The sequence below is a fragment of the Massilia sp. 01N410 genome, from assembly GCF_056399665.1.
Window position 1 is genome coordinate 12645 of the sequence record NZ_JBFTRV010000004.1, and the last position, 17778, is coordinate 30422.

Sequence of the window (17778 nt, forward strand, 5' to 3'; positions counted from 1 at the left end):
TTAAGCCTCGACCGCCGGCTCGACCGGCACAAACGGGGTTTCCTTGACCGTCGGACGCGCTTCCCTGTTCGCGCGCAGGGCGGTACGGATGCCGAACACCAGCACGGCGATCACCACGAACATGAAGAAGCCGCACAGGGTGGCGTCGACATAGTCGTTGAAGATCACGCGGCTCATCTGGTCCAGGCTCTTGGCCGGCGCCAGCACCTGGCCCTGGTCGAGGGCGGCCTGGAATTTCTTCGCATGCGAGACGAAACCGATCTTGACGTTCTCATGGAAGATCTTCTGCCAGCCGGCGGTCAGGGTGCAGATCAGCAGCCAGATGGTCGGCACGATGGTGACCCAGGCGTACTGGGCGCGCTTCATCTTGAACAGCACGACGGTGCCCAGGGTCAGCGCGATACCGGCCAGCATCTGGTTGGCGATGCCGAACAGCGGCCACAGGGTGTTGATGCCGCCCAGCGGATCGACCACGCCCTGGTACAGGAAATAGCCCCAGGCAGCCACGCACAGGCCGGTGGCGATCAGGTTGGCCGGCAGCGACTCGGTCTTCTTGAAGGCCGGGGCGAAGGCGCCCAGCAGGTCCTGCAGCATGAAGCGGCCGGCGCGCGTGCCCGCATCCACCGCGGTCAGGATGAACAGGGCCTCGAACAGGATCGCGAAGTGGTACCAGAAGGCCATCATGGCCTTGCCGCCAACCACGTTCGACAGGATGTGGGCCATGCCGACCGCCAGGGTCGGGGCGCCGCCGGCGCGCGAGATGATGGTGTTCTCGCCGACGTCCTTGGCGAGCTGGGTCAGCTGGTCGGGGGTGATCACGAAGCCCCAGTTGGACACGGCCGCGGCGGCGCTCTGCGCGGTGGTGCCGAGCACGGCGGCCGGGCTGTTCATCGCGAAGTAGACGCCCGGATCGATGGTCGATGCCGCGACGAGCGCCATGATGGCGACGAAGGATTCCATCAGCATGCCGCCATAGCCGATGAAGCGGGCATGGCTTTCGTTCTCGATCATCTTCGGCGTGGTGCCGGACGAGATCAGCGCGTGGAAGCCGGACACGGCGCCGCAGGCGATGGTGATGAACAGGAAGGGGAACAGGCTGCCCGACCAGGCCGGGCCGGTGCCGTCGATGAAGCGGGTGATCGACGGCATCTGCATGTGCGGCGCCACGAACACGATGCCCAGCGCCAGCGCGGCGATGGTACCGATCTTCAGGAAGGTCGACAGGTAGTCGCGCGGCGCCAGCAGCAGCCACACGGGGATCACGGAGGCGACGAAGCCGTAGCCGATCAGCATCCAGGTCAGCTGCACGCCGGTGAAGGTGAACATCGGGCCCCAGGTCGGCGAGTCATGCACCCACTGGCCGCCGACGATGGCGAGCATCAGCAGCACGAAGCCGATCAGCGAGACTTCGCCGATGCGGCCGACGCGGATGTATCGCGAGTAGACGCCCATGAACAGCGCGATCGGGATGGTGGCCATCACGGTGAACGAGCCCCACGGCGAGTTGGTCAGCGCCTTCACGACGATCAGCGCCAGCACGGCCAGGATGATCACCATGATCATGAAGGTGCCGAACAGCGCGATGACGCCCGGGATCTCGCCCATTTCGGACTTGATCAGGTCGCCCAGCGAGCGGCCGTCGCGGCGCATCGACAGGAACAGCACCATGAAGTCCTGCACGGCGCCGGCGAACACGACACCGGCCAGGATCCACAGCATGCCCGGCAGGTAGCCCATCTGGGCCGCCAGCACGGGACCGACGAGCGGGCCGGCGCCGGCGATCGCGGCGAAGTGGTGGCCGAACAGCACGTAGCGGTTGGTCGGCACGAAATCCAGGCCGTCGTTGTATTTGTAGGCCGGGGTCTGGCGGCGCGGGTCCAGGCTCATCACCTTGTCGGCGATGTACAGGCTGTAGAAGCGGTAGGCGATCAAGTAGACGCAGACAGCGGCGACGACGACCCAGACCGCGTTGATGGACTCGCCGCGATTCAACGCGACATAGGCGAGCGCAATGGCGCCCGCCAGCGAAAGCGCAGCCCAACCGAGCCGGCTTGTAAGACGATTCATGGTGACTCCTCCAGAGGTGATTGCTTATTCTGCGAATGCTTTTTCTGTGTGGGTACAGCAAAACCGGGCGGGGCCGGCTTACATTCGTGGCAAGCTATCAATCAGTATCTTGCACCTCTTTACAATCAACAAGCGCATGATTACGCAGTCGACTGCGTAGTGCTACGTAGTTGCTGCGCCTGCAAGACTGCGGTCGCGCCGAACCGGTTTCTGGCCTGTCCAGCTGGTCGGGCGTACAATCTCATGTTACGACGAAAACCATGCGCACGGAATGAAGTTACGGCAGAAGCTGATTTTTCTCGCGATCGCCCCGCTGATCGTGGCCTTGTGCGCGATTGCACTTTTCATCCGGCAGCAGGCGGTCACCCTGGCCCAGCAGCAGCGCGCCACCATCCAGCAGGCCTACCTGGCTACCAAGCAGGCCGAACTCGAGCACTACGTGGAACTGGCCTCGCACGCGATCGCCCACCTGACGTCCTCGGGCCGCAAGGACCCGGCCACGCTGGAAGAAGCCAAGCGCGTGCTGGCCTCGCTCAGCTTCGGCAACGACGGCTATTTCTTCGTCTACGACATGAACGGCCGCAACCTGATGCATCCGCGCCAGCCCGAGCTGGTCGGACGCGACCTGTGGAACCTGCACGACCAGTTCGGCGCGCCGACCATCCAGAACCTGATCGCCAGGGCGAAGCAGGGCGGCGGACTGATACGCTACAACTGGGCCAAGCCCTCGACCGGCGTGGCCGCGCCCAAGCTCGGCTACGTGGTCTTGATCCCCGACTGGGGCTGGATGATGGGCAGCGGCCTCTACCTGGACGACGTCGACGCCGCCCTCGAGAAGGTGGACGCCCAGCAGAAGCGCAATATCGAGACCACGATGTGGTGGATCGCCGGCCTGGCGATCCTGTCGGCGCTGGTGGTCGCCAGCTCCGGGCTGGTGCTGAACGTCAGCGAATCGCGGGTCGCCGACGCCAAGCTGAAGGTGCTGGCCCAGCGCGTGGTCGACTCGCAGGAGACGGAGCGGGCGCGCCTGTCGCGCGACCTGCACGACGGCATCAGCCAGTGGCTGGTGTCGATCAAGCTGCAGATCGAGGCCGGCGTGATCCGCCTAGCGGGCGGCCCGGAACAGCAGCAGCAGGCGCGCGCCAGTTTCGAGCGCACCGCCGAGGAACTCAACAAGGTGCTGGGCGAGGTGAGGCGCATCTCGCACGACCTGCGTCCGACCCTGCTGGACGACATGGGCCTGGCCGCCGCCCTCGAACATCTGGCCGAGGAATTCAGCCAGCACAGCGGCATGCCGGTCGCGTTCACGTCCCAGGGCCAGGTCGAGCGCCTGCCGCAGGTGGTGGGCACGGTCCTGTTCCGCATCGCCCAGGAAGCGCTGACGAATATCGAGCGGCATGCCGGCGCCCGCAGCATCGGGCTGGCACTGGCCCGCCGCCGCGGCCAGTTGACCCTCGCCATCGAGGACGACGGCGCCGGCTTCGACACCGAGGACGTGGCCGTGCACCCGCAGCGCGGCATCGGCCTGCGCAACATGATGGAGCGGCTGGACGCGATCGGCGGCACGCTCCAGATCACATCATCGAAGGCGGGCACCGTGGTGCGCGCGATCGTCGACCTGAGCCACTGGAACCATGACGACTGAACCTACCGAAAAGCCCGTCCACATCATGCTGGTGGACGACCATCCGCTGGTGCGCGACGGCCTGCGCGCGCGCCTGGAATCGGTGCCGCATTTCCGCGTCGTCGCCGAGGCCGGATCCGGCGCCGAGGCCCTGGCCAAGGCCGGCGCCGCCCAGGTCGACCTGGTGCTGATGGACATCACCATGCGCGACGGCAGCGGCATCGAGGCCACCGCCCAGCTGAGCCGCAGCCATCCCGGCATCGCCGTGCTGATCCTGTCGATGCACGACAAGTTCGAATACGTCAGCCAGGCGATGCAGGCCGGCGCGCGCGGCTATGTGCTGAAGGATTCGCCCGGCAAGGAGATCGTGCTGGCGATCGACGCCGTGATGGCCGGCGGCGTGTATTACAGCGCCCCGGTGGCCCGCCAGCTGGCGCGGCCCTCGATGCCGGACAACCAGCTGACCTCGCGCGAACAGGAAGTGCTGCGCCATATCGCCAACGGCGAATCGAACAAGCAGATCGCCCGTGAACTCGATTTATCGGTGCGCACCGTGGAGACCCATCGCCTGAATATCAAGCGCAAACTGGGCATCGAAGGGCAGGCGGAACTGATCAGATTCGCCGTCCAGCATGCCAGCTGAATCGTATTGACGACAGCTTCGATCAGGATGTATCCGCAGGGAAACATTCCAGTTGCTTTCCGATAATGGCTGCACTACTATTAGCGACACACTAATCATGCATAATCACTAATGTCTGCAGCCTCGTTCCCGTTGGTTGACATACGCTCGGTAGCCAACGCGCAGAACGAGTGGGTTGCGCTGCTGCTGCGCGCGGCCGAGGGCGGACTCGACGACCCGACGCTGCAGGCCATGTTCGGCCCGCCGAACCTGCTGGCCGCGGTGGCGCCCCTGGATTGCATCGTGCTGCTGGATTCCCCGGCGCTGCTGACACCCCCGATCCTGAAACTGCTGCCGCCGAACCGCGTCGTGCTGGCGGTCGACGCACGTTCGATGGCGGGCGAGGGTGCGGCCAAACGCCTGGCCGAGCTGCAGATGGACGGCTACCGCGTGCTGCTGGACGGCGACCTGCCGGAAGGGATGAGCCGCCCGGCGGCGCTGCGCAGCGTCTCGCGCGACGTGTCAAGCGATGCCGAGCCGCTGCCGCCAGGCTCGCTGCCGGCCCTGTTCGGCCCCCACCTGGCGCGCGGCGTCGACACCCTGGATGCCATGCGCGACTGCGAGAACGCCGGCTTCGCCTGGTTTTCCGGCCGCTACGCGCTCGACGATGCCGGCGCCCAGGACGCGGCCCGCCAGGACGACGGCACCACGCGCCGACGCTTGCTGACCATGCTGGCGCTGCTGGCCCGGGACGCCGATTCGCGCGAGCTCGAAGCCCAGCTGAAACAGGATCCGGGCCTGTCTTTCCACCTGCTCAAGCTGGTGAATTCGGCCGCCTTCTCGGTGGGCGCCCAGATCACCAGCTTCGGCCAGGCCATCAGCCGCATCGGCCGGCGCCAGCTGCAGCGCTGGCTGCAACTGCTGCTGTACGCGCGCCAGCATCCGGACGGCCCGCCAAATCTGCTGCTGCCGATCGCCGCACGGCGCGGCGCGGTGCTGGAAGAACTCTGCAAGCGCGACGGCGGCGACCGCGACGAACAGGATATGGCCTTCATGGCCGGCGTGTTCTCCCTGCTCGACCGCCTGTTCCACATGCCGATGGCCGAGCTGCTGCTCGACCTGAACCTGCCGGAGGATGTCGAAGCAGCCCTGCTGGTGCGCGAAGGCCGGCTGGGCCAGCGCCTGCGCCTGTGCGAACTGCCGGGCCCTGGCCGCGCGGTGCTGGAAGCCGCCGGCATCGACGGCCTGGGCTGGTGGCAGGCCCAACTCCACGCCTATCACTGGGCAATCCAGGTAGCACGCAATGTCTGAGCTGCCAGCCGCTGCGCCACAGGATCTCATCGGCAGCAGCGCTGCCCTCTGCCAGGCCGTACTCAAGCTGCGCGGCGACGCCCTCCACAAGGAGCTGGGACGCATCGCCGCCGGCCTGCTGGCCTGCCCGCAGGCCGACTTCATCGCCGGCGCTGCACCGGCCGATATACCCGCCGAGGCGCCGGGCGGCGCGCTGGCCGCGCCGGTGACCTTGAACGGCGATTGCCTGGGCCGCTACGAAATCCAGGGCCGGCCCTTCCTTGAGGACGACCGCCGCCAGCTCGACGCCCTCGCCACCTTGACCGCGACCCTGATGCAGATGCACGGCCTGGCCCAGCGCACCACCCACGCCTACGCCCAGGTCGAGGCCCAGCTGGCGCACCAGTCGCAGATCCTGGACCAGATCCACGAATCGGTGCTGACGATGGACCGCATGGGCTACATCACCAGCTGGAACCGCGGCGCCGAGCAGCTGTTCGGCTACACCTCGGTGGAAGCGGTGGGACGGCACATCCTGTTCCTGTACGTCGACGAGATGGAGGACGAAGGCGCCGACTTCCCGGACGCCTTCGCCGAACAGGGCGGCCGCATGATGGAGGTAAGGCGCCGAAAAAAGTCCGGCGAGGTGTTCTGGGCCAGCCTGTCGCTGTCGCCGCTGCGCGACCTCGAAGACAATCCGATCGGCCTGATCGCCTACCTGACCGACATCACCGAGCGCAAGCTGGCCGAGGAACGCCTGCACCACCTGGCTTACTACCAGGAGCTGAGCGGCCTGCCGAACCGCACGCTGTTCGCGCGCCTGGTCGACCAGGGCCTGATGTCCGCCCAGCGCAACGAAGGCACGGCCTGCGTGCTGTACGTGGACCTGAACCGCTTCAAGCTGATTAACGGCACCCTGGGCCGCACCGTCGGCGACGAGCTGCTGCGCCAGGTCGCCCAGCGTTTCCGCGGCGCCCTGCGCGACGAGGACGTCGTCGCCCACCTGGCCGCCGACGAATTCGCGATCGGCCTGTTCGACGTACGCCAGCACTTCGAAGCCACCACGGTGGCGCAGAAGCTGCAGGCGGTGCTCGAAGCCCCGTTCCCGATCGGCGGCCACGACCTGCGCGTCGGCGCCAGCGTCGGCATCAGCGTCTACCCCCAGGACGGCACCGACGCCGAGACCCTGCTGCGCATGGCCGACATCGCGATGCAGCGAGCCAAGGAGCGCGTCGAGAACCCCGACCAGAGCGTGGCCTTCTACCGCCTCGACATGAACGAGGGCATGCAGCAGCGCATGCACATCGAGTCCGGACTGCGCCACGCCCTCGGCAACGGCGAACTGCTGCTGCACTACCAGCCGAAATTCGAGATCGGCAGCGGACGTTTGGTGGGCGCCGAAGCCCTGGTGCGCTGGATGCATCCGCAGCGCGGCATGGTGGCGCCGGGCGAATTCATCCCACTGGCCGAAACCACGGGCCTGATCGTGCAGGTGGGCGAATGGGTGCTGGAACAGGCCTGCGCCCAGGCCGCGGTCTGGCAGCGCGCCGGCCTGCCGCCGTTCCGCCTGGCGGTGAACGTCTCGGCGCGCGAGTTCACGTCCTCGCTGCCAGGCAGGGTGGAGGGAACGCTGAACCGCTACCGCATCGACGCCTCCTGGCTCGAGTTGGAGATTACCGAGAGCACGCTGATGCACGACGTCGACTACGTCATCGGCATCATGGACCGCATCAGCGCACTGGGCGTGGCCCTGTCGCTGGACGATTTCGGCACCGGCTATTCGAGCCTGTCCTACCTGAAGCGCTTCCCGATCCATACCTTGAAGATCGACCGCTCGTTCACGACCGGCATCCCGGCCGACGTGAGCGACTGCGCGATCGCCAGCACCATCATCAGCATGGGCCGCAAGCTGGGGCACCGCGTGATCGCCGAAGGTGTCGAGACGGTGGAGCAGACCGAGTTTCTGCGCCAGGCGGGGTGCGATGAGGTGCAGGGGTATTTGTATGGGAAGCCGCTGCCGGCGTATGAGTTCGAGAAGGCGCTGCGGGAGAATTGGTTGCTGGTGGCCTGAGGCTGCACGAGTTGGGCGGGGAATACGCACCGTCGTCCCCGCGAAGGCGGGGATCCAAGTTTGCCTGCACTACGTTAGCTCACACTTGGCCGTCGAAGCCCGCCTGTCAGGCAACGATTTATGTATAATGCCGGTTCCCAAAGGAAGCGTGGCCGAGTGGTTGAAGGCAGCAGTCTTGAAAACTGCCGACGGGTTAAACCGTTCGTGAGTTCGAATCTCACCGCTTCCGCCAAGCATCCCGAACAAAAGCCCCATTAACAGGGGCTTTTGTACATTAGCGCAAAGGAGCAATCAGGACTTGGCCGCGCAAGCCTTCCCATGCTCCCCATGAAAGCCCTTGGCCTTGGCATCCGCCTCGCTCATGTATTCGCCTTTCTTGGTCTTGCCATAGTACTTGTCACCCTCGCAGTGATACACCTTGCTGGACGTATTCACCCAAACCTTCCCGTTACCGCCACCCGGCGCCTGTTCCATCGGCGCGGCCTTGGCCTTGGTGGTTTTTTCAGCAGCCTTGGTGGCCTTCTCGTGGGTCTCGTGCATCTTGGCCGGCGCCGCCTGGCTGGTCGTGCTCGACGGTGCAACCGGATTCGGTACGGTGGTCTGGGCAAATGCGGAAGTCGCCGCAAACATGACCAGGCCGGCCAGCAGTGAGAGTTTTTTCATGATTCTTTCCTTCGAGCGGACACGAATATACGTGCGTGTTCAAATAACGTAGCCCGGCTGCGACGGTTGACCGCAGCATGCATGAAAATGTGTCCAAATGTTTTCGAGTCTTGGCAATACAATATAGTATCGAAACGATAACTGGAGCGACCAAATGCCAAAGCAGCCCAAGCAGCAGCCTCGCCAGGTCCAATGGCTCGAAGACGCGATCGACGAAGACTATGGCGCAGCAGCGCACTACCTGTCGCTGCTCGAGGTCCAGAAAAACGTGGATAAAGCCGTCGCAGAAATGCGATCCGTAGCGATCACGGGGTTCAAGGCGACGGATCTGCTCCGCGCCGCTCAGCTCACGGTGCCGAAAGCGGACGACCGCCCGACTCGCGAGCAGATCAAGAAGATCAAGAATGGCGAAGCGATTTCGCCGGTGCTGCTGATGCGCGCGAGTTCGCTGAAGAAGGTGATCATTGCGGACGGATTTCACCGCGTGTGTGCGGCCTACCGGATCGATCCGGACGTCGTCCTGCATTGCAAACTCGTCGGATCCTGAGTGCCAAGCCAGGGAGACGATCGAAGAGCGCCTCCCTGCGCAAGAAGACAGCTTAATGAACCCGGCGCCGCCGAGCCATCACCCCCAGCAATCCCAATCCACCCAGCATCAAGGCGTACGCCCCAGGCTCCGGCACTGCCGAAATATTCACCAGCACACTGGACGTCGAGGTCAAAGTCTGGCCCGCCTCATTCACATAGATGGTATCGGGACCGAAGCTCACCACCGGGACATAGGTACTCGATGGATCGACCGTCGCACCAGTGATCGTGGGCGCATCCGCAAACGAGAACGCGAAGCCGTTGAATCCGCCCGGCGCCACCGGCCCGCCCGCCGTATAGCTGATCCGGATCGTCGAGGCGCCGACGTCGACGGTGACGGGCAGTACGTCGAAGCCCACCGCGGTGGACATGAAGCTCCCTTCCGGGAACTCCACGGTCGGGCCGACGGTCGCGGTGAGCGTATTCGTCACCAGGTCGGATGGGGTGACAGCCGTGCAGCAGTAGCCGGCGACGGTAACTTGCGAACCGGTCAGGCTCTGCGCCTGCGCCGCCGGACTGAGCGCGATTGCGGCTACAGCGGCGGCAAATAAAGCAGATAAGGCTCTGGTTGCCATGATCTCTCCTTTGTCCGAGTCATTCGGGTAGTGGAAAGACCTAATCTCGATGATTGACCGAGTGAGCGTTTGATACTGATCAATTGGAACTCATCGATTTTGAGTTAGCGCACTCAGCCTCGCGCCAGTGACGGCAGGCGGTCGAACCAGGGCTGCGCCTGTTCGAGCTGGCGGGCCAGCTGCAGCAGCCGGTCTTCGCTGCCGAAGGGGCCGACGAACTGGACGCCCAGCGGCAGGCCCTCGTCGGTCCAGTGCAGCGGCACGCTCATCGACGGCGTGCCGGTCAGGTTCGAGAGCTGGGTGAAGGGCACATAGCGCAGGTTGTCGGTCGCGATTTTCCGGATCGTGCCGTCGAGCAGGCCGAGGCGGGCAAGCACGCCGAGCACGCCAGTGCCGTGCAGGAAGCCCAGCAGCGCCTTTTCCGCGCCCGACTGGTCGCCGGTGCCGTGCTTGACGGGCGGCGCGGCCAGGGTCGGCGTCAGCAGCAGGTCATAGCGCTGGTGGAAGGCGGCGAGGGCGCGCGCGTACTCGTTCCAGCGGTTCAGCTGCGCGGTGAGCGACGTGGCCGAGATGCTGTTCCCGAGCGTGACCAGCAGGCGGTTGGTGAGCTCCAGGTCGCTCGCCTTCGCGCCCTGCTTTTTCGCGTGCGTGACGGCGGCCGGGATCTGGCCGAAGTAGATGTGCAGGTAGCTCTGGGCCAATGCGGCGCCGTCGATGTCTGGGGCCGCTTCTTCGACGTGGTGCCCCAGGCTTTCCAGCAGCCGGGCGGCATGCTCGACCGCCTTCACCGCTTCCGGATGCACCTCGGTGCCGATCGGCGAGGCCGTCGTGAAGCCGATGCGCAGCCGTCCCGGCTCGCGCAGCATCGCCTGGGCGTAGGGTTCGGTAGGCGGCGCGATCACGAAGGGATCGCCCGGTTCGGCGCCCTGCAGGACGTCCAGCGCCAGCGCCGAATCGCGCACGCTGCGCGAGATCACGCCTTCGCTGGAGGCGCCGAACCAGCCTTCGGCGGCGCCGGGGCCGGACGAGACCCGTCCGCGCGAGGGCCGCAGGCCGAACAGGCCGCAGCAGGCGGCGGGAATGCGGATCGAGCCGCCGCCGTCGTTCCCGGCCGCCATCGGCACGATGCCGGCGGCCACCGCCGCCGCCGCGCCGCCGCTGGAGCCGCCCGGGGTTCGCGTCAGGTCCCAGGGATTGCTGGTGCGGCCGTACAGCTCGGGGTCGGTGACGGCGCGGATCGCGAATTCCGGCAGGTTGGTCTTGCCGAAGATGACCAGGCCGGACTTCAGGAAGCGCTCGACCACGTGGGAGTGGCGGGCGGGGACGATGTTCTGCATGGCGCGGCTGCCGTAGCTGGTGGGCAGGCCGGCGTAATCCTGCCGGCCGTCCTTGATCAGGAAGGGCACGCCGGCGAAGGGGCCGCCCAGCGGGCCGCCGAGCTGGCCGCGCGCCTGGTCTTCCATCAGCCGCACGACGGCGTTCACGCTGCCGTGCACGCGCCGGTGCTGGGCCAGGGCCAGGTCCAGCAGTTCTCCGGGACGGACGTCGCCGCGCGCTACCTGCTGGGCGAGGGACGTGGCGTCGTTGGCAAGATAATCAGCAAGCTGCATTGGCATCCCCTATATTGTTATGGTGTAATCTGACAGCACATATTGTCATAGAAGAAATCTCGCCGCAATGTCCGAAGTTTCCCAACTCATCACGACCATCAAACGCCAGCTCAAGCTGCAGGGCAAGACCTACCGCGACGTCGCCAGCGCGCTGAGACTGTCGGAAGCCAGCGTCAAGCGCCTGCTGACCTCGGATAACCTGGGCGTCGACCGCGTGGTCGAGATCAGCAATATGCTCGGCTTCACCCTGGCCGAACTGGCCCAGGAAGCGGCGGTGACGGAAAGCCGCGTGCGCACCCTCACGCCGGCCCAGGAAAAGGAGCTGGTGTCGGATACGCGGCTGCTGCTGGTGGCCGTGTGCGCGCTGAACCACTGGACCCTGCAGGACATCCTGGCCGTCTACAAGCTGAGCGAGCCGGAGTGCCTGCAGAAGCTGCTGTACCTGGACCGCCTGCACCTGATCGCCCTGATGCCCGGCAACCGGATACGCCTGAACGTGGCGCGCGATTTCGACTGGATGCCGGACGGGCCGATCCGCCGGTACTTCCGCACCGAAGGCCTGAACGACTTCCTCGACAGCGGCTTCGACAAGCCCGAGCAGTCGCTCGCCTTCACGCATGGCATGCTGACCGAGAGCGCGCTCGCACGCATGCAGGCCGAGCTGCGCCAGCTGCGCGCCCGCTTCGCCGAGCTGCACGAGGAGAGCCTGGCCTCGCCGCTGCCCAAGCGCCGCGGCAGCGGGCTGCTGCTGGCCTTGCGCGAGTGGGAGCCGGCGGCGTTCACGGCGCTCCGCCGTTAAGTCGGCTTAGAGGTTCTGCTCCCATTGGAGCCGCCAAGTGGTGCGGGCGTGGTAGACGTAGCTGGTCGCCAGGTCGTCCTCGCCGCCGTAGACGCTGCGGCCGAAGGAGTTACTATGCAGCAGGTCGGACACCGACAGCCGCAGCTTGCTTTTCCGGTCGCGCTTCCACACCGCGTAGAGGTCGAGCTGGCGCTTGGGGCTGCCATAGTCGGCCAGCAGGGGACTCTGGCGCGAGGCGACACGCCCCCGGTAGCTCATCGTCCCGCCCAGATCGAGCGGCAGTGTCGACGCGCCGACATCGAGTCCCAGGTTGCCGCTCCATGCCGGCTGGCCGGCGATGCGATTGTCCGGCCCCGCCACCGCTTCCAGCCGCGACCAGTTGCGCGCGACATTCACCCGTGCCGCCAGCGCGCCGCGACGGGTCCTGGCTTCGAATTCCAGTCCCCGCACGGTGGCGCTGCCGGCATTGTCCGGGGTGACGATCCAGACGCCGTTCTGCAGGATCACGCGGTCCAGCGTGATGTCGCGGATGCGCTTGGCGAAGGCGCTGATGCTGAGCATGTCGTCCTTGCCCACATAGTGTTCCCAGGCCAGGTCGGCGCCGAGCGAGAGTTCTGGACGCAGGTTCGGATTGCCCTGCTGGTCGGGGTTGGTGGCGCTGTTGTTGTTGTCCACCGTGTAGCGGCGCGGCATGAGCTGGACGATCTGCGGCGCCTTGTAGGTGCGGCTGAGGGCGAAGCGCAACTGGTCGCCCTTGTTGTCCTGGCCGCCGGGCTTGAACAGGGTCTGGAAGATCGGACTCCAGACGCTTGAATCGACGTCCACCGGCGCGTGCGCGCTGCCTTCGCCGGTGGTGCGCAGGTCTTCGCGGCGCAGGCCCAGGTAGGCCGACCAGGCCTCGGTGATGTCCCACTCGTCCTGGATCCAGACAGCGCTGCGGCTTACCTTTGCCCGGTAGTCCTCGTCGCTGCCCAGCAGCGGGCGGCCGGCGGCATCGAACTGTTGCTCGCGCCGGAATTCCTGGCGCCGCGTGCGGCCCGCTTCCCAGCCCAGGGCCAGCGCGTGGGTCTTCAGGAGCGGCCGGCGGTAGCTGCCGTTGAACGTCAGCCCGCGCTCGGACTGGCCGGAGTCCACGTGGTGGGTTTCGAGCAGGGTATCGGCGAGGTCCATGCCGCGGTAGACGAAGCCGGCGCCGATCGACTTCGCATAGCCGGACAGCTTGGCCGAGAGGCGCGCGCCCTGGTCCAGCTTGCGGGTCCACGACAGGTCCGCATAGGCTTGCGGCTGCGAGTGGGCGCGGTAGCTGCTGGCGCCGTGCGGGAAACTGCTCGGCGATCCGATCTGCGTGCTCTCGAGCTCGGACTTGGCGTTGTCGATGCGCTTCCAGCGCACCCAGCTTTGCGAAGACAGGGTGTCGTTCGCCGTCGGCTGCCAGTCCAGGCGCGGCGCCAGTTCCAGCTGGTCGTTAATCTGCCGGTCTTCCCAGGCCGTATGCCGCAGTAGCGGATGCGCGCGGCGCTCGTCGGTCGTCACGCCGGTATAGGTCTCGTCGCGGCGCTTGAGGGTGGCTGCGAGCGTGTAGGCCAGTGCGTTCACACGGCCGGCATGCTGGACGCTGAGGCTGGGCGCCGGGTGGCCATCGGTAATCGAAGCGCCGGCCTTCAGCTCGGTCTGCGGCGCGGCAAGCTTGCCGGCCTTGCGCAGGACGATGTTGATGGCGCCGGCCACCGCCTGGCCGCTGGTCTCGGCGGTGGGCGCGCGCAGGATCTCGATGCGCTCGACCAGCTCGGGATCGATCTCTTCCAGCGAAAAGCCGCCGGGCGCGGGCGTGCCGTTGAGGAGGATGGCCACATAGCCGCTGCCGAGTCCGCGCATGCGGATCGCCGGCTTGCCCGGGGCGCCGTCGATGGTGATGCCGGGCTGGCGCTTCAGCACTTCGATGAGGCTGGCGTCGCCCTGGCGCACGATCTCGTCGCGGGTGACGACGAGGGCGGTGGTGGTCGATTGCGCGCGCTGCTGGAGGGCGCTGGCGCTGACCATCACCTGCTGCACCGCCGCTTGGGACTGAGATGGAGCCTGGGCCTGCGCGCTGGCGCAGGCGTGGACGGCGAGCAGGAGCGCCGGAGTACCGGTTCGGAGTGTCTTCATCGGATCGCATGGTTTCTGGATGAAAAAAGTATGCGATCCGCTTGCGGTGGCCGGCAAGCGCGGTGGGACGAATGCCCGCTTGCCGGTGACGGCATGATTTCGCTTGACTTGTTTTCACGTGTAAGGAATTATTGACACGTGAAAGACGAAACTAAAAAGATCGATGGCGACCGCCTGCTGCTGATGCTGGCGGCGCTCGCGAATCCGCACCGGCTGCGCATCGTCGCGGCGCTCGCGACGGGCGGACGCAACTATGTCAGCCAGCTGGCGCGGGACATCGGCCTGAGCCGGCCGCTGCTGCACCTGCACCTGCAGAAGCTGGCGGAGGCGGGCCTGGTCACCAGCCGGATGGAGTTGTCGGCGGACGGCAAGGCGCTGAATTATTTCGAGGTGGCGGCGTTCGCGGTGCCGCTGGCGCCCGGCCTCATTGCCGAAGCCGTGAAGACCCTGAACAACAAGGAAGAGTAGAGGTTGCCATGTCCACTAGCGTTTATCTGCTGACTCTCTGCCTGCCGCTCGTCACGGTGCTGCTGGTCTTCGGCATGAAGTATTTTGCGTCCGTGCAGCAGGCGAGAAGCCGGCTGGCCCACGACGAGGCCTGGCGCCAGCTGGCGGCCCAGGTGGCCCAATCGCAGGCCGACACGGCCGCCCAGCTTGCCGCCATGAGCGCCACGCTGGCGCGGCTGGAGTCGCGTACTGCCAGCGTCGAGCAGATCCTCAAGCAAGTTGAATAAGAGCGCTCTAAGTCCGAACGTCATCCAATGGAGGCTGTCATGGTCGAGGTATCCCTGTTCCGGCTGTACCTGTTGCGCGCAATGTACCTGTTCATCGTGGTCGGTTTCGGGACCTTCATCTTGCCCGGCATCCTGCACCACCAGGGCCCGTGGGCGCTGACCCAGGGCGTGGTCAACTGCATGCTGGTCGCCTTCTGGATGTTGGCCATTCTCGGGGTGCGCTATCCGCTGCAGATGCTGCCCGTGCTGTTGTGGGAATTCGTGTGGAAGATGGTGTGGCTGCTGGCGGTCGCGCTGCCGGCCTGGCGCAGCGGAACGATGGACGAGGCGACGCAGGCGAATGTCTTCGACTGCGCCCTGGCACTGATCATTCCCTTCGTGCTGCCCTGGCGCTACCTTGTCGCCCACTATGTGAACAAAGCGGGCGACCCGTGGCGTTCTCAGCGCGCCGAGCCCGGCGCCTCGATGCGGTAATCCCAGGCCGCCAGCGACTGCTGCTTGCCGCCGGGCAGGGTGTACTTCTGCGCCGCGTTCGACAGGTTGACAATGACCTTCACGATATTGCCGTCGCGCTTGCGCTGGAAGGCGAAGACCTTGTCGTTGCCGGTCTCCAGCACCTCGGTGCCGCCGCCGTACTGGCCGTTCCACAGTGCCGGATTATCGTGCTTGAGCTTGAGCAGGCTGGCGTAGAAGGGGGCGTACCGGTAGGTCTTCCAGTCGATGGGGTCCTTCTCGAAGAACTCGATGCGCTTGTCGAGGCCGGCTTCCTGGCCGCCGTAGATGAGCGGCATGCCGGGCAGGGTGGCGGCCAGCACGGCCATTGCCTTGAAGGCCGGGCCGTAGAGTTCGACGTCGCTGCCGGCCCAGGAGTTCTCGTCGTGGTTCGAGGTGAAGCGCATGCGGTAGGCGCCCGGCGGATAGGCCCTGGGTGGATGTTCCAGGAAGTCCTTCAGCGCACGCGCATCCTTCTTGCCCTTGGCGATGTCCTTGAACAGGTCCTTGGTATCCCAGCCATAGGTCATGTCGAAGGCGTGTTCGTGCAGCTCGGGCTTGTCCGCCTCGGCCAGCATGAAGACGGGCTTGATGCGGTCGAGGGCATCGCGCGCCTGGTTCCAGAACGGGGTCGGCACCTTGCCGGCGACGTCGCAGCGGAAGCCGTCGATGTCGGTTTCGCGCACCCAGTACGCCATCGCCTCGGTCATGCCTTTCCACAGGGCTGGCTTGCTGTAGTCGAGGCCGGTGACGTCGGTCCAGTATTCCGGTTCGGCGCCGTCGGTGTAGGTGACCGGGAAGATTTCGCCCTTGTCGTTCAGCAGGTACCAGTCCTTGTGCTCGACCGTCCACGGATTGTCGAAGGCCGTGTGGTTGGCGACCCAGTCGATCAGCACCTTCATGCCCAGCCCGTGTGCCTGCTTCACGAGGGCCTTGAAATCGGCCAGGGTGCCGAATTCCGGATTCACGGCCGTGTAGTCGCGCACCGCGTAATAGCTGCCCAGCGTGCCCTTGCGGTTCTTTTCGCCGATCGGCTGGACCGGCATTAGCCAAAGGATGTCGACGCCCATCTTCTTGAGGCGCGGAAGGTGGGCGGCGAAGGCCTTGAAGGTCCCTTCCTTCGTGTATTGGCGAATATTGACTTCGTAGATGTTGGCATTCTTCGACCAGGCCACGTGGGCCATCGGCGCTGCGCTTGCGGGGGCAGGCTCGGCGGCAAGGCTGGGGAAGGCGGCGAACACACCGCTCAGGGCGAAGGTGGCTGTAGCAAGGGTACGGGTAAGCTGTCTCATTATCGTCGCTTTCATGTAGTTTAATTACAGCGGTCGACAGATTCTAAACTGGAAACCCGGTAGTGACCAGCGCAATGCAAGAGCCCGATTGCTACGTCGGAATACACCGACAAAAACACGAGCCAAGTTGTGGTGCATATTGTGCGATTCTGGACAGAGCGAAGCAGTAGAGTGGGAATACTGTAGGCGTACTGAGGATTTCGCCATGAAGACGCCGCCCATCATCGCCATCGTATTTTGCGGAGCCGCCCGCCTTGCGTTCGCGCAGGACGCCGGCGCCGGAACCGCACCCGCGGCACCCGCCGGCACCGCGCAGGGCGCGACGGGCGCCCACGACATCGCGGTATTCACCGGCGTTCCCACCCGTACCCGCGGCGGGGACTGGGCGACGCCGCCACGGCGCGGTTATGGCCAGTTCGGCCGCTCGGCCTTCGGCGACATCGAAGGCTTCACCCTCGGCCGCCAGTACAACCTGGAATACCTGTCGCTGGCCGATGTCGGCGATCCCTTCCACACCGGCACCGCCGGCCGGGCCAGCAACCTGGTCGGGCGCAACGGCATGCGGTCGAACGAGAATGTGCGCTACTACGGCAGCAGCATGAACGGCTTGAGCACCGGCGGCTCCTGGACCGTCGACACTCTCGGCGGCGACCCGCTGGCCGACCGCGCCTGGGGCATGACGGTAGGCGTCGACATGGGCAGCTTCTCGTTGCGCGCCGCCCACCAGAACCGCCACGTGGCCCAGATCCGCCTGTTCGACCTGGTCGGCAGCAGCATGGATGCAAAGAACTCGCTGATCGCCGCCAACCTGCGCATGCGCTGGGGCACGGCCTACGCGGCTTATGCGGCCAACCGCGGCTGGGGCAGCTCACCCCTGTACAACCCGGACAATCCCTACGGCGCCGGGGTGGCCAGCACCTCGTCGACCGACAGCCGCGACACTATGGCGGGCGTGGCGGTGCCGGTGACGCGCAACACGACTTTCCTGGCCTCCTATATCCACAAGAACGACCGCGACCTCGCCAACCGCGACGCCAACCAGTTCGCGGTGGGCGCCAGCTATGTCGTGTCGCGCAAGACGGATTTCTACGCGGCCATCTCCCACACGGTCACCACCAAGGGCAACGGGGTACTGATCGGCGGCGCGGCGCATCCCGGTAGTTCCGCAGTGAACGTCGGCATGCGCCATGCGTTTTGAATTTG

Annotated in this window: 16 protein-coding genes and 1 tRNA gene; 11 read left to right on the forward strand and 6 right to left on the reverse strand. The window is 65.8% G+C overall.

Going from position 1 to position 17778, the window contains the following annotated elements; genetic code table 11:
• Entirely contained in the window at nt 1-2067 is a 2067-nt protein-coding gene (locus AC1DOP_RS06685; protein WP_442124698.1) for a carbon starvation CstA family protein, read from the reverse strand.
• Between the two features lie 271 nt (nt 2068-2338).
• Here AC1DOP_RS06685 and AC1DOP_RS06690 point away from each other — a divergent pair, with 271 nt between their 5' ends.
• The 5 genes from AC1DOP_RS06690 (at nt 2339) to AC1DOP_RS06710 (ending at nt 7906) form a co-directional block, all read left to right on the forward strand.
• Nucleotides 2339-3712, forward strand: coding sequence for a cache domain-containing protein (locus AC1DOP_RS06690; RefSeq protein WP_442124697.1), 1374 nt, complete (start codon nt 2339-2341; stop codon nt 3710-3712).
• Nucleotides 3702-4334 carry a response regulator transcription factor gene (locus AC1DOP_RS06695; protein WP_442124696.1) on the forward strand — a complete coding sequence of 211 codons (633 nt, stop codon included), beginning with the start codon at nt 3702-3704 and terminating at the stop codon, nt 4332-4334. Before AC1DOP_RS06690 ends, AC1DOP_RS06695 begins: the two co-directional genes overlap by 11 nt.
• 132 nt (nt 4335-4466) lie before the next feature.
• On the forward strand, nt 4467-5624 hold the full coding sequence (locus tag AC1DOP_RS06700) for an HDOD domain-containing protein (RefSeq protein ID WP_442124695.1): 1158 nt from the start codon (nt 4467-4469) through the stop codon (nt 5622-5624).
• Nucleotides 5617-7674 carry a putative bifunctional diguanylate cyclase/phosphodiesterase gene (locus tag AC1DOP_RS06705; protein ID WP_442124694.1) on the forward strand — a complete coding sequence of 686 codons (2058 nt, stop codon included), beginning with the start codon at nt 5617-5619 and terminating at the stop codon, nt 7672-7674. The genes AC1DOP_RS06700 and AC1DOP_RS06705 overlap by 8 nt, the downstream gene beginning before the upstream one ends.
• A gap of 142 nt (nt 7675-7816) precedes the next feature.
• A tRNA-Ser gene (locus AC1DOP_RS06710) sits at nt 7817-7906 on the forward strand.
• Between the two features lie 59 nt (nt 7907-7965).
• Here the strand turns inward: AC1DOP_RS06710 and AC1DOP_RS06715 are convergent.
• The gene (locus AC1DOP_RS06715) at nt 7966-8337 is read right to left on the reverse strand and encodes a hypothetical protein (protein WP_442124066.1); all 372 of its coding nucleotides are present in this window, start codon (nt 8335-8337) and stop codon (nt 7966-7968) included.
• Between the two features lie 154 nt (nt 8338-8491).
• Between AC1DOP_RS06715 and AC1DOP_RS06720 the strand changes: the two genes are divergently transcribed.
• The gene (locus AC1DOP_RS06720) at nt 8492-8884 is read left to right on the forward strand and encodes a hypothetical protein (protein WP_442124067.1); all 393 of its coding nucleotides are present in this window, start codon (nt 8492-8494) and stop codon (nt 8882-8884) included.
• 52 nt (nt 8885-8936) lie between these two features.
• On the opposite strand, the gene AC1DOP_RS06725 is transcribed toward AC1DOP_RS06720, so the two are convergent.
• Together AC1DOP_RS06725 and AC1DOP_RS06730 are read right to left on the reverse strand one after the other, a co-directional pair.
• On the reverse strand, nt 8937-9500 hold the full coding sequence (locus tag AC1DOP_RS06725; protein WP_442124068.1) for a PEP-CTERM sorting domain-containing protein: 564 nt from the start codon (nt 9498-9500) through the stop codon (nt 8937-8939).
• Nucleotides 9501-9613: 113 nt separating this feature from the next.
• Nucleotides 9614-11110, reverse strand: coding sequence for an amidase (locus AC1DOP_RS06730; RefSeq protein WP_442124069.1), 1497 nt, complete (start codon nt 11108-11110; stop codon nt 9614-9616).
• Nucleotides 11111-11177: 67 nt separating this feature from the next.
• Between AC1DOP_RS06730 and AC1DOP_RS06735 the strand changes: the two genes are divergently transcribed.
• On the forward strand, nt 11178-11909 hold the full coding sequence (locus AC1DOP_RS06735; protein WP_442124070.1) for a transcriptional regulator: 732 nt from the start codon (nt 11178-11180) through the stop codon (nt 11907-11909).
• Between the two features lie 6 nt (nt 11910-11915).
• On the opposite strand, the gene AC1DOP_RS06740 is transcribed toward AC1DOP_RS06735, so the two are convergent.
• Nucleotides 11916-14057, reverse strand: a complete 2142-nt coding sequence (locus tag AC1DOP_RS06740; protein WP_442124071.1) for a TonB-dependent receptor plug domain-containing protein — start codon at nt 14055-14057, stop codon at nt 11916-11918.
• 138 nt (nt 14058-14195) lie between these two features.
• Between AC1DOP_RS06740 and AC1DOP_RS06745 the strand changes: the two genes are divergently transcribed.
• The 3 genes from AC1DOP_RS06745 to AC1DOP_RS06755 are packed head-to-tail and all read left to right on the forward strand — an operon-like array spanning nt 14196 to nt 15265.
• On the forward strand, nt 14196-14525 hold the full coding sequence (locus AC1DOP_RS06745; RefSeq protein WP_442124072.1) for an ArsR/SmtB family transcription factor: 330 nt from the start codon (nt 14196-14198) through the stop codon (nt 14523-14525).
• A gap of 8 nt (nt 14526-14533) precedes the next feature.
• A complete protein-coding gene (locus tag AC1DOP_RS06750; protein ID WP_442124073.1) occupies nt 14534-14791 on the forward strand; it encodes a hypothetical protein in 258 nt (85 codons plus the stop codon).
• A 39-nt stretch (nt 14792-14830) separates the two neighbouring features.
• Nucleotides 14831-15265 (forward strand): hypothetical protein, encoded by a 435-nt coding sequence (locus AC1DOP_RS06755; RefSeq protein WP_442124074.1) that lies wholly within the window; start codon nt 14831-14833, stop codon nt 15263-15265.
• Here the strand turns inward: AC1DOP_RS06755 and AC1DOP_RS06760 are convergent.
• Nucleotides 15232-16575, reverse strand: coding sequence for an alpha-amylase family glycosyl hydrolase (locus tag AC1DOP_RS06760; RefSeq protein WP_442124075.1), 1344 nt, complete (start codon nt 16573-16575; stop codon nt 15232-15234). The two genes, AC1DOP_RS06755 and AC1DOP_RS06760, sit on opposite strands and share 34 nt — an antisense overlap.
• 205 nt (nt 16576-16780) lie before the next feature.
• On the opposite strand from AC1DOP_RS06760, the gene AC1DOP_RS06765 reads away from it, so the two are divergent.
• Nucleotides 16781-17773, forward strand: a complete 993-nt coding sequence (locus AC1DOP_RS06765) for a porin (protein ID WP_442124076.1) — start codon at nt 16781-16783, stop codon at nt 17771-17773.
• Nucleotides 17774-17778 lie beyond the last annotated feature (5 nt).